Origin of the sequence: Thioalkalivibrio sp. ARh3, from assembly GCF_000377265.1 — a bacterium.
Classification (GTDB): domain Bacteria; phylum Pseudomonadota; class Gammaproteobacteria; order Ectothiorhodospirales; family Ectothiorhodospiraceae; genus Thioalkalivibrio; species Thioalkalivibrio thiocyanoxidans.
The window spans coordinates 1-11376 of the sequence record NZ_KB897952.1; the positions used below are offsets into that span (position 1 = coordinate 1).

Sequence of the window (11376 nt, forward strand, 5' to 3'; positions counted from 1 at the left end):
CCTCACTCTCCGCCAGATCCAGCAAAGGGGCCCGAGTGGCCCCTTTCGCATGTCTGGCCCCCGAGGTATCGGGATTCGAACCCGAGATATAGAAAAGATGGTTCGACGGGTGACGCGCAGCGGCACCCGAACGTCACCGCAGGTGACGGCCCGAAGGGCGAGGCGCAAAGCGCCGAGTAATCCTCACTCTCCGCCAGATCCAGCAAAGGGGCCCGAGTGGCCCCTTTCGCATGTCTGGCCCCCCGAGGATTCGGGATTCGAACCCGAGATACAGAAAATGATGGTTCGACGGGCGGTGCGCTGCAACGCCTTGGCCGGAGGCCGGCGGACCAGGGGGCGCTTGCGCGTCGGGGCCCGGGCAGCCCAGTCAGCCCCTTGTTGCTGGGGGTGGTACGGCAACACCGGCCGCGCGCAGCCAGTGGCACAGGCGGATCAGCGGCAGGCCCACCAATGCAGTGGGGTCCGAGCCCCCCATGCGCTCGAACAGGCTCACCCCTAGCCCTTCGGACTTGAAACTGCCGGCGCAGTCCACCGGATCGTCCAGTGCGACATAGGCCCGGATCTCCGTGTCCGACAGCTGGCGGAAGGTGACGATGTATTCAACATCCTCCACCCGCGCCTGACCGCTGGCGGCATCCAGCAGACACAAGCCGGTGTGAAAGGTGACGGTGCCGCCGGACAGCGAGGCCAGCTGTTCGCGGGCGCGCTCGGGATTGCCCGGCTTGCCGAGGATGTGGCCCTGATGGCTGGCGCTCTGGTCGGAACCAATGATCAATGCGCCCGGGTGGGTGTCACCGACTGCTCGGGCCTTGGCCTCGGCGAGGCGCTGCACGAGGGCCGCCGCGTCTTCGTCCGGGAGCCGCGTCTCGTCGACCTGCGGGGCGGCCGTCGCGAACGGCAGATGCAGCCGCTGCAACAGCTGGGCACGATAGGGCGAGGTCGAGGCTAGGACGATCTCGCGCATGGGCTTACCCATCAGTGGTATCGATCTCGATCAGGGCATCGTCCGGGTTGGCGGCCGCACCCTTGGCCACGTTCACCGCACGCACGGTTCCGGTAATCGGTGCGGCGATCTCGGACTCCATCTTCATCGCCTCGAGCACCAGCACCGGCTGGCCGGCCTCCACGGTGTCGCCCTCGGCTACCAGGACGTCGATGACGGTGCCGGGCATGGACGTGGTGACATCGCCGGGGCGGGTGGCCCGGCGGGATTTTTTTCCCGCTCGCGGAGATTCGGCGCCCCCGCCGCCGGCGGTGTCGATGGTGTCGAGCGTCTCGATCAGGACCTCTTCCGGCATGCCGTCGATGGTGACGTACATCGGCCGCGTGTCCTCGCGGTGGTGCCCGCTGCCGTTGACGCGGATGTGGTACGACTCTCCGTGGAAGGTGACGTTGAACTCCACTGGTGCCGGGCAGCCGGCCTGGGTGTTCTCCGGCAGGTGTAACGGTTCTGGTTCGAGCGTGCCGTCACGTCGTTGTTCGAGGAAGGACCGGCCGACCTCGGGGAACAGCGCGAAGGTCAGTACGTCCTCCGGCCCCTGGGCCAAATCGCCGATGTCGCGGGTCAGATGGTCCATCTCCGGCTTCAGCAGGTCCGCCGGGCGCACGTCGATGACCTCGGCGTTGCCGATCGCCTTGCGCTGGATCACGCGATTGATCGGACCCGGTGCGCGGCCGTAGTGTCCGGTCAGGTACTGCTTCACCTCGTTGGTGATGGTCTTGTAGCGCTCCCCGGCGAGGACGTTCATCACGGCCTGGGTGCCGACGATCTGCGAGGTCGGCGTGACCAGGGGCGGGTAGCCGAGATCCTCGCGCACGCGCGGGATCTCTTCCAGCACGGCATCAAAGCGGTCCAGCGCGTTCTGGTCGCGCAGCTGGTTGGCCAGGTTGGAGATCATGCCGCCCGGGACCTGGTTCACCTGCACCCGGGTGTCGACGCCGGTGTATTCGCTCTCGAAGCGCTGGTACTTCTTGCGGACCTCGTGGAAATACAGGCCGATCTTCTGCAGGGCCACGAGGTCCAGGCCGGTGTCGTGCTCGGTGCCGGACAAGGCCGCGACCAGGCTCTCCGTGGGGGGGTGGCTGGTGCCCCCGGCGAAGGCGGAGATCGCGGTCTCGATGTGGCGGCAGCCGGCCTCGATCGCCTGCCAGTGACACAGCTCGGACAGACCCGAGGTGGCATGCGCATGCAGGTGGATCGGGACATCCAGTGCGTCGACCAGCTCGGTCACCAGCTCCCGGGTGGCCGTCGGGGTCAGCAGCCCGGCCATGTCCTTGATCGCGATGCTTTGCGCCCCCATTGCCACCAGCTCGCGGGCGAGGGCGACGAACTGGGCGGCGGAGTGTACCGGCCCGGTGGTGTAGCACAGCGTGCCCTGGGCATGGCCGCCGGCCTCGCGGGTGGCCTCGATCGCGGTGCGCAGGTTCCGGGCATCGTTCATCGCATCGAAGATGCGGATGATGTCGATGCCACCGGCCACGGACCGCTCGACGAAGGCGCGCACGACGTCATCGGCATAGTGGCGGTAGCCGAGCAGGTTCTGCCCGCGCAGCAGCATCTGCAGCGGGGTGTTGGGCAGCGCGGCCTTGAGCTGGTGCAGACGCTCCCACGGGTCTTCCTTCAGGAAGCGCACGCAGGCGTCGAACGTGGCCCCGCCCCAGGCCTCAAGGGAGTGAAAGCCGATCGCGTCCATCTGCTCGCAGATCGGCAGCATGTCCTCGGTGCGCATGCGCGTGGCGATCAGGCTCTGGTGGCCGTCGCGCAGGGTGACATCCGTAATGTGAACTCGATCCATGGCTAGTCCGGTGTTCGGGCGGGGCAGTGTTTCCCTAAAGCCCGTGGTGGGCGGCGATTGCGGCGGCGATTGCGACGGCCAGCTGGCGCTCGGAGCGCTTGGCCGGCAGATCGGTCAGTTCGGGGTGATCGGGGATGAAGCCGGTATTGAAATCCGCGCGACGAAAATCCGGGTGGTTCACGATCGCCAGGTGATAGGGGATGGTGGTCTTGACCCCGAACACGCCCATGTCGCGCAGGGCGCGGTTGCTGCGCGTCAGCAGGTCGTCCCATTCCAGCGCCCAGCAGATCAGTTTGGCGCACATCGAATCGTAGTGGGGCGGGATCTCGTAGCCGGTGTAGATCGCGCCGTCGGTGCGCACGCCCGGGCCACCGGGGGCGAAGTAGCGCGTGATGCGACCGAAGCTTGGCAGGAAGTCGTTGGTCGGGTCTTCCGCGTTGATCCGGAACTCCATGGCGAAGCCGCGCCGCGTGATCTGCGACTGGTCGTAACGCAGGGGGTCGCCACTGGCGATGCGCAACTGCTCCTGCACGATGTCCACGCCGGTGATCATCTCGGTCACCGGATGCTCGACCTGAAGACGCGTATTCATCTCCATGAAATAGAAGGTGTCATCGCCGTCCATCAGGAACTCGACGGTCCCGGCGTTCTGGTAGCCAACGGCCTGGGCGGCGGTAACGGCCAGTGTGCCCAGACGTTCGCGCTGGGCCTCGCTCAACTGCGGCGAGGGGGCAATCTCGATCAGCTTCTGGTGGCGTCGCTGCACGGAGCAGTCGCGCTCGTACAGGTGCACGGCATTGCCATGGGTGTCCGCGAGGATCTGTACCTCGATATGGCGCGGGTTGACCACGGCCTTTTCCAGAAAGATCTCGGTGCTGCCAAAGGCGCGGGTCGCCTCCGAACGCACTCGGTCGAAGTTGCGCCGCAGGGCATCCGGGTCTTCGCACAAGCGAATGCCACGCCCGCCGCCGCCACTGGTCGCCTTGAGCATCACCGGGTAGCCGATGGCCTCGGCGGCCTCCAGTGCGGCCTCCAGCGTCTCCAGGTTGCCCTCCGAGCCCGGGGTGACCGGGACCCCGGCCTCGATCATCGCCTGTCGCGCGGCCACCTTGTCGCCCATGCGGCGGATGACGCCGGCGTCCGGGCCGACCCAGATGAACCCGCGTGCGGCGCAGGCCGCCGCGAAATCCGCGTTCTCCGAGAGAAAGCCGTACCCCGGATGCACGGCATCGCACCCGGCGGCGTGCGCCACACTGATCAGACGGTGGATACTCAGGTAGCCGCCCAGGCTGTCCGGACCGATCGCATAGGCCTCGTCGGCCTTTTTCACGTGCAGGGCGTGGCGGTCGGCGTCGGTATGCACGGCGACCGAGGTAATCCCCATCTCCGCGCAGGCCCGAATCAGGCGCACGGCGATCTCGCCCCGGTTGGCTATGAGCAGCTTGCGGATCAAACGGGAGGCCCCGGGCAGGTCAGTGAAAACCCGAGTATCGGCATGCAGTCGAAGGCCTGCAAGTTTCTGTTTCGCTTTGACAGAACAGCCCTCGCGCGCGTATATTCCGCGCCCTTGTATTTGAGTGTTCTATGAGTCGTATTCCCGTATCTCTCGACCCGTGGCAGCCGCGGGCCCGGCACCAGGAATTCGAAGGCGATTTGTCTGCGGAGGACCTGCCGCGCCTGCGGGACGAGGCGCTGGCCGAACACCCGCTGCGGGTCCATGTCCGCTTCGGGCTGGAGCGCGGCGCGCTGGACGAGATGCGGCTGACCGGTCTGATTACTGGCGAGCTGTGGCAGACCTGCCAGCGCTGCCTGCAGCCGATGGCCTGGGAATTTCGGCTGGAGACCGATGCGGTGATCCTGCCGGCCGGCGGCTCCGTGGAAGGCCTCGGCGCGGACGAGGATACCCTCGAACTGGAAGACGACGGACGGCTGCACCCGGCGGTCTGGGCCGAGGACGAGGTGCTGCTGGCCTGGCCGCTGGTACCGCGCCACGCGGACTGCGAGCCCGCGGTGGAGCCCGAGTTTGTTCCCGGGCAGCGCGAGGACAACCCGTTTGCAGTGCTTGAGCAGCTCAAGGGCCGCTCGAGCAACGGCGACGACCGATAGATTGGTGGAGCGGGGCGCTGCCCGGCTCGAAACGCTATACTTGCGCCCATTTTTGATTCGGGCTAACCCCGCAAAGGCGGGATTTGATTAATCTGGAGATTCATCATGGCTGTGCAACAACGCCGCAAGACCCGTTCCAAGCGCGATATGCGCCGTTCCCACGACGGGCTGAAGGGCGCGACCCTGTCCACCGATCCGACCACCGGAGAGGTGCATCGCCGGCATCACGTGACCCCGGACGGGTTCTACCGTGGTCGCCAGGTGATCCAGCAGGACGTCGAAGTCGAAGACGACGAAGACTAAGTCAGGCGTGACGATCCTGCTGGGGCCACGGCTGCGGCTGCACCGTGGCCTTTCCGCGTTTGAATGGACCCGGGATCCGGGCACTGCGCGGGCGCGCTCATGAGTCGCGAATTCAGCATTGCGCTGGACGTGATGGGAGGGGACCACGGGGCCTCCGTGGTGCTTCCGGCTGCCCGCCGTTCGCTGAAGGTCGCAGACGACTTCCGGCTGCTGCTGGTCGGGGACGAAGAGACCATCGAGTCGGGGCTTGCAGCCTGGGCGTCTGCCGAGCGCGAGCGCGTGGAGGTCGTGCATGCCAGCCAGGTGGTCGGCATGGAGGAACTCCCGGCCGTTGCCTTGCGCACCAAGCGCGATTCCTCGATGCGGGTGGCGATCGACCAGGTCAAGAAGGGGGTTGCACAGGCCTGCGTCTCGGCCGGCAATACCGGTGGCCTGATGGCCACCGCGCGCTATGTGCTGAAGACCCTGCCGGGGATCGATCGACCGGCCATCGCGACCGCACTGCCGTCGATGTACGGCCATACGCACATGCTGGACCTGGGTGCCAATGTGGATGTCGAGGCGGCGCACCTGTACCAGTTCGCGGTGATGGGTTCGGTGCTGGCGAATGCGGTGGACGGGCTCGAGGCCCCCAAGGTGGGGCTTCTGAACATCGGGTCGGAGGCGATCAAGGGCAACGACCGGGTGCGCGAGGCCGGCCGCATGCTGGAGGAATCCAGCCTGAACTATGTCGGGTTCGTCGAGGGCAACGACGTCTACTGCAGCGACGTGGACGTGGTCGTCTGCGATGGTTTCGTCGGCAATGTCGCGCTGAAAACCAGCGAGGGCGTGGCCAAGATGATTTCCTCGAACATGAAGGCCGAATTCCGCGCCTCGCTGTATTCGCGGCTGGCCGGCCTGTTCGCGCTGCCCGTGCTGCGCCGATTGCGCCATCGTTTTGACCACCGCCGCTACAACGGTGCGTCGCTGCTGGGACTGCAGGGCGTGGTGATCAAGAGCCACGGCAGTGCCGATGCCCTGGCATTCGAGTACGCGATCCGCATCGCCCGGGTCGAGGCCGAGGCGAATATCTCCAGCCGGATCGACAAGCAGCTGGGGCAGTTACTGGGGCAGGAGCACGCGCAGTGAAGCATGCACGCATCAGCGGAACCGGGAGTTACCTGCCCGAGCGGATCCTGACCAATGCCGATCTCGAGGCGATGGTGGATACCTCGGACGCGTGGATCCAGGAGCGTACCGGGATTCGCGAGCGCCACATCGTGGCCGAAAATCAGGTGACCTCCGACCTGGCGCTGAAGGCCGCCGAACGCGCGCTGGACGCCGCGGGCATCCGCCCCGCCGACCTGGACCTGATCATCGTCGCCACGACGACCCCGGACCAGATCTTCCCCAGTACCGCGTGCATCCTGCAGGCCAAGCTGGGGATCGGCGGCTGCCCGGCCTTCGACGTTCAGGCGGTGTGCTCCGGTTTTGTCTATGCCCTGGCCACGGCCGACCGCTTCATGCAGAGCGACGAGATCCGGCATGTGCTGGTCGTCGGGGCCGAGACGCTCTCGCGCATCACCGACTACACCGACCGCGGCAACTGCATCCTGTGGGGCGATGGCGCGGGTGCGGTGGTGCTGTCGCGCTCGCCGGACCCGGGCATCATCTCCACCCACCTGCACGCGGATGGCCACCACAAGGGCCTGCTGGAGGTCCCCGGCGGGGTCTCGCAGCCCGGGGACAACCCGGACCTCGAGTTCATCCGCATGGAGGGCCGCGCGGTATTTCGTGTTGCGGTCAACACCCTGGACCAGATCGTCGACGAGACCCTGGAATACAACGGGATCGACAAGGCCGAGCTGGACTGGTTGGTCCCGCACCAGGCCAACATCCGCATCATCCAGGCCACGGCCAAGAAGCTGAACATGTCCATGGATAACGTCGTGGTCACGGTCGACCGGCACGGCAACACCTCTGCCGCGTCCATCCCGCTGGCGCTGGATACCGCCGTGCGTGACGGGCGTATCAAGAAGGGCGATCTGATCCTGACCGAGGCCTTTGGCGGCGGCTTTACCTGGGGCTCCGCGCTGATCCGGATGTAGCGCGCGCCGCTTCGCGATTTCATTCCTGTGGGAGGCTGCTTGCAGGCGAAGCCCCTGCCAAAGCCTGATACGAAGCGGTTCGCCGAAAGAAGGGAGTCGACGACATGGGTCGCGAGATCGAACGCAAGTTTCTGCTGGCCAGCGATGCCTGGCGCGAGGCCGTGGTGCGCTCCCAGCACATGCGCCAGGGCTACCTGTGCGGTAACGACCGCGCCTCGATCCGCGTGCGCGTGGACGAGGAGGGCGCGAACCTGAACATCAAGAGCGCGACCCTCGGCGTCGAACGTGACGAATACCAGTACGCGATCCCTGTCGAGGAGGCCCACAGCCTGCTTGACACGCTCGCGGGTCCGCAGGTCGAGAAGACACGCTACTGGGTGGATGTGGAGGGCTGGGAATACGAGATCGACGTGTTCGAGGGTGCCAACGCCGGTCTGATCGTGGCCGAACTGGAACTGCCCGCGAGCGATGCCGAGTTCCCGCGGCCCGAGTGGCTGGGCGAGGAGGTCTCGCACGACCCGCGCTACTACAACACCGAGCTGGCCCGGAACCCCTACCGCGACTGGCCCGATGCAACCTGAGTCCTTCCCCGTCTTTGACCCGGACTGCCGGCGCTGTCCGCGCCTGGCCGGCTTCCTGGAAGACGTGCGGGCGAAGCACCCCGAGTACCACGCCGCACCCGTGCCATCGTTTGGGCCGCTGGACGCACGCCTGCTGATCGTCGGTCTCGCCCCCGGGATGCACGGGGCCAACGCCACGGGGCGCCCCTTTACCGGGGACTACGCCGGAGTGCTGCTCTACGAGACCCTGCACCAGTACGGTTTTGCGACCGGCCCCGAGAGCGTGCGCGCGGATGACGGGCTGCAGCTGCTGGACTGCCGCATCACGAATGCCGTCAAATGCCTGCCGCCGCAGAACAAGCCCACGACGGAGGAAATCCGCACCTGCAACGGTTTCCTGGCCGCGGAGATGGATGCGATGCAGCCGCGGGTGATCCTTGCGCTGGGCAAGATCGCCCATGACGCGGTGCTGCGCGCTCGAGGCCTGCCACTGTCCAGCCGGCGTTTTGCCCACGGCGCCGAGCATGCGCTGGACGGCATGCGGCTGATCGATTCCTACCACTGCTCGCGCTACAACACCCAGACCCGCCGCCTCACCCCGGCCATGTTCGGCGAACTCTTCGCCCGCATCCGCACCCATCTCGATTAGAAACGCCTGTGGGGACCGGCCGCTGCCGCCGCCCACGCTCAATTGTCGTACCGTTTTGACCGACTCCCTTGGCCGATCCGGTATCCTGAAGCCGTCATGAGTGCCCCCGAGACCGGTTTCGATTCCAAGGCCTTCCTGAAGACGCTGACGCAGTCGCCCGGTGTCTATCAGATGCTGGATGCCAGCGGCGGCGTGCTGTATGTCGGCAAGGCACGCAATCTCAGGAGCCGTGTCGCCAGCTACTTTCGCGGTTCGGACGATCGCGGGCCGCGGATCCGGTCGATGGTGCGCCAGATCGCAGATATCCGCGTGGCGGTCACGCATACCGAGGCCGAGGCCTTGCTGCTCGAGGCCAATCTGATCAAGCGCCACCGGCCGCGCTACAACGTGCTGCTGCGCGACGACAAGAGCTACCCCTATATCTTCGTGTCTGGCCAGGAGTACCCGCGCCTGGGCTTCCACCGGGGAGCGAAAAAGAAGGGGGTGCGCTATTTCGGCCCGTATCCGTCCGCCGGGGCGGTGCGCGAGAGCCTCGCGCTGCTGCAGAAGCTGTTTCAGGTCCGCCAGTGCGAGGACAGCGTGTTCGCACATCGGTCGCGGCCGTGCCTGCAGTATCAGATCGGGCGCTGTACCGCGCCCTGTGTGGGCTATATCACGCCCGAGGAGTACGCCCGCGACGTGGAATCCTCCGTGCAGTTTCTGCAGGGCAAAAGCGAGGTGGTGATCGCCGACCTGATGCAGCGCATGGAGGCGGCCTCCGAACGTCTCGATTTCGAGCATGCAGCGCGGCTTCGGGACCAGATCGCGCGGCTGCGCCAGATCTCCGAGCAGCAGTTTGTCTCCGGTGGCGAGGGCGATGCCGACGTGATCGCCCTGGCCCGGGAGGCGGGCACGGTCGCGGTGGAGATCTTCTTCGTGCGCGGGGGGCAGAACCTGGGCAACCGCGAGCTGTTCCCGAACGTGCCGGAGGCCACCGACGACGGCGAGATCATGGCGGCGGTACTGGCGCAGTACTACGCCGAACGCGAACCCCCGGCGCGCGTGCTGCTGTCACACGAGCCGGAAGGCGCGCAAGCACTGGAGGCCTTCCTGTCGGAGCGGCGCGATGGGTGCAAGGTCCAGCTCGCCTGGTCGCTGCGCGGGGACCGTGCGCGCTGGCTGGATATGGCGCGGCGCAATGCCGAACTCGCGCTGAAGACGCGCATCGCCAGTCAGGCCGGGCAGACCGCGCGCCTCGACGCGCTCACCGCCGAGCTGAACCTGGAGAGCCCGCCCAAGCGCATGGAGTGCTTCGACATCTCGCACACCGCGGGCGAGCGCACGGTGGCATCCTGCGTGGTGTTCGGGCCCGAGGGGCCCATCAAGTCCGACTACCGGCGGTTCAACATCGACGGGATCGAACCCGGCGACGATTACGCCGCGATGCACCAGGCCCTGAGCCGTCGCTTTGCCCGCCTGAAGAAGGGGGAAGGGCAGGAACCGGACATCCTGTTCATCGATGGCGGCAAGGGGCAGGTCACCCAGGCACTCAATGTCCTGGCGGATCTGGGACTGGACCACATCCGGGTAGTCGGCGTCGCCAAGGGCGAGGAGCGCCGGCCGGGCATGGAAACGCTGATATTGAGCGGGGTGGAGGCCCCCTCTATACTCCCGACGCATTCGGGTGCGTTGCACCTGATCCAGCAGATCCGCGACGAGGCGCATCGGTTCGCCATTACCGGCCATCGCGCTCGCCGGGCCAAGGCGCGCAAGGAATCGACCCTGGAGTCGATCCCGGGGCTCGGGCCCAAGCGCCGCAGCGCGTTGCTGCGCCATTTCGGCGGTCTGCGCGGTGTGGCCCGGGCCGGCGTAGACGAGCTGTCCAAGGTGCCGGGCATCCACCGACGGCTGGCACAGGCGATCTACGACCAGTTTCACTAGGGCTGACCAGCAGATGATCCGTGAACTCCCCAATTGGCTGACCTGGTCGCGGATCGTGATGATCCCGCTCCTGATTGTGGTCTTTTATGCGTTGCCCATGCCCACAGCGGGCATCGTGGCCGCTATCGTCTTTGCGCTGGCCGCGATCACCGACTGGGCGGACGGTTACCTGGCGCGGCGCTGGCAGGTGACCAGTCGCTTCGGCGCCTTCCTCGATCCGGTGGCGGACAAGCTGATCGTGGCTGCTGCGTTGGTGCTGGTGGTCGATCACAATCCGGGCCTGGGGCTCGCTCTGGCGGCGGTGGTGATCATCGGGCGCGAGATCGCGATCTCGGCCCTGCGCGAATGGATGGCCGAGGTCGGCGCCAGTGCGAAGGTCGCGGTCTCCTGGGTAGGCAAGTTCAAGACGACCGCCCAGATGGTGGCGATCTTCCTGTTGCTGTGGGCGGAGCCGGTCGCGGGACTGCCGATTTTCGCGATCGGTGAATGGCTGCTGTACCTGGCGGCCATCCTGACGCTGGTCTCGATGGTCCAGTACATGCTGGCGGCCGCCCGCGGGCAATGATGTGCGTTGGCAGGGGAGAGCGGGGTATTGACGTCGGCCGCCGGTGCGGTAGAATACGCGCCGATAAGGAAGAGCGGGAATAGCTCAGCTGGTAGAGCACAACCTTGCCAAGGTTGGGGTCGCGAGTTCGAATCTCGTTTCCCGCTCCAACAGATTCCTGAAACCCCGGTTCGGCCGGGGTTTTCTGTTTCGGCCTGCGCATGTCGCGCTGTGCGGGCCGGGACCCACCCGATACAGGCTGGGTGGCAGAGTGGTTATGCAGCGGACTGCAAATCCGTGTACGCCGGTTCGATTCCGACCCCAGCCTCCATTTCCCTGTTTTTCCGTGTTCCGGGGCGTTCCATACGCCCCTTTTTTTGGCCTCACAGAGCCATTCCTTTGTTTCCCCTTG

11 protein-coding genes and 2 tRNA genes are annotated in these 11376 nt (G+C 66.4%); 10 read left to right on the top strand and 3 right to left on the bottom strand.

The window, feature by feature from the left end; all coding sequences use genetic code 11:
• Positions 1-367: 367 nt before the first annotated feature.
• The 3 genes from C995_RS0111490 to C995_RS0111500 are packed head-to-tail and all read right to left on the bottom strand — an operon-like array spanning position 368 to position 4248.
• The gene (locus C995_RS0111490) at positions 368-964 is read right to left on the bottom strand and encodes a nucleoside triphosphate pyrophosphatase (RefSeq protein WP_018865070.1); all 597 of its coding nucleotides are present in this window, start codon (positions 962-964) and stop codon (positions 368-370) included.
• Positions 965-968: 4 nt separating this feature from the next.
• Positions 969-2795: a sodium-extruding oxaloacetate decarboxylase subunit alpha gene (oadA, locus tag C995_RS0111495; protein WP_018865071.1), complete on the bottom strand. Its 1827-nt coding sequence runs from the start codon at positions 2793-2795 to the stop codon at positions 969-971.
• 34 nt (positions 2796-2829) lie between these two features.
• A complete protein-coding gene (locus C995_RS0111500; protein ID WP_018865072.1) occupies positions 2830-4248 on the bottom strand; it encodes an acetyl-CoA carboxylase biotin carboxylase subunit in 1419 nt (472 codons plus the stop codon).
• Positions 4249-4379: 131 nt separating this feature from the next.
• On the opposite strand from C995_RS0111500, the gene C995_RS0111505 reads away from it, so the two are divergent.
• From C995_RS0111505 to C995_RS0111550, 10 genes are all read left to right on the top strand, one after another.
• A complete protein-coding gene (locus C995_RS0111505) occupies positions 4380-4901 on the top strand; it encodes a DUF177 domain-containing protein (RefSeq protein ID WP_026279085.1) in 522 nt (173 codons plus the stop codon).
• Positions 4902-5006: 105 nt separating this feature from the next.
• Positions 5007-5204 (top strand): 50S ribosomal protein L32, encoded by a 198-nt coding sequence (gene rpmF / locus C995_RS0111510; protein ID WP_012982981.1) that lies wholly within the window; start codon positions 5007-5009, stop codon positions 5202-5204.
• A 99-nt stretch (positions 5205-5303) separates the two neighbouring features.
• A complete protein-coding gene (plsX, locus tag C995_RS0111515; protein WP_018865074.1) occupies positions 5304-6332 on the top strand; it encodes a phosphate acyltransferase PlsX in 1029 nt (342 codons plus the stop codon).
• Positions 6329-7291 (top strand): beta-ketoacyl-ACP synthase III, encoded by a 963-nt coding sequence (locus C995_RS0111520; RefSeq protein WP_018865075.1) that lies wholly within the window; start codon positions 6329-6331, stop codon positions 7289-7291. The genes plsX and C995_RS0111520 overlap by 4 nt, the downstream gene beginning before the upstream one ends.
• Positions 7292-7395: 104 nt before the next feature.
• A complete protein-coding gene (locus tag C995_RS0111525) occupies positions 7396-7872 on the top strand; it encodes a CYTH domain-containing protein (RefSeq protein ID WP_018865076.1) in 477 nt (158 codons plus the stop codon).
• Positions 7862-8500: a uracil-DNA glycosylase gene (locus tag C995_RS0111530; protein ID WP_018865077.1), complete on the top strand. Its 639-nt coding sequence runs from the start codon at positions 7862-7864 to the stop codon at positions 8498-8500. The genes C995_RS0111525 and C995_RS0111530 overlap by 11 nt, the downstream gene beginning before the upstream one ends.
• A 96-nt stretch (positions 8501-8596) precedes the next feature.
• A complete protein-coding gene (gene uvrC, locus C995_RS0111535; RefSeq protein ID WP_018865078.1) occupies positions 8597-10420 on the top strand; it encodes an excinuclease ABC subunit UvrC in 1824 nt (607 codons plus the stop codon).
• 13 nt (positions 10421-10433) lie between these two features.
• Positions 10434-10985, top strand: a complete 552-nt coding sequence (gene pgsA / locus C995_RS0111540) for a CDP-diacylglycerol--glycerol-3-phosphate 3-phosphatidyltransferase (protein WP_018865079.1) — start codon at positions 10434-10436, stop codon at positions 10983-10985.
• A gap of 73 nt (positions 10986-11058) precedes the next feature.
• Positions 11059-11134: transfer RNA gene (locus C995_RS0111545), tRNA-Gly, on the top strand.
• Positions 11135-11221: 87 nt separating this feature from the next.
• Positions 11222-11295 (top strand) — tRNA-Cys (locus C995_RS0111550).
• Positions 11296-11376: the final 81 nt, after the last annotated feature.

Coding starts and splice junctions, on each gene's coding strand:
- uvrC (WP_018865078.1), top strand. CDS start 8,597: ATGAGTGCCCCCGAGACCGGTTTCGATTCCAAGGCCTTCCTGAAGACG.
- C995_RS0111505 (WP_026279085.1), top strand. CDS start 4,380: ATGAGTCGTATTCCCGTATCTCTCGACCCGTGGCAGCCGCGGGCCCGG.
- rpmF (WP_012982981.1), top strand. CDS start 5,007: ATGGCTGTGCAACAACGCCGCAAGACCCGTTCCAAGCGCGATATGCGC.
- C995_RS0111490 (WP_018865070.1), bottom strand. CDS start 964: ATGCGCGAGATCGTCCTAGCCTCGACCTCGCCCTATCGTGCCCAGCTG.
- C995_RS0111530 (WP_018865077.1), top strand. CDS start 7,862: ATGCAACCTGAGTCCTTCCCCGTCTTTGACCCGGACTGCCGGCGCTGT.
- pgsA (WP_018865079.1), top strand. CDS start 10,434: ATGATCCGTGAACTCCCCAATTGGCTGACCTGGTCGCGGATCGTGATG.
- oadA (WP_018865071.1), bottom strand. CDS start 2,795: ATGGATCGAGTTCACATTACGGATGTCACCCTGCGCGACGGCCACCAG.
- plsX (WP_018865074.1), top strand. CDS start 5,304: ATGAGTCGCGAATTCAGCATTGCGCTGGACGTGATGGGAGGGGACCAC.
- C995_RS0111525 (WP_018865076.1), top strand. CDS start 7,396: ATGGGTCGCGAGATCGAACGCAAGTTTCTGCTGGCCAGCGATGCCTGG.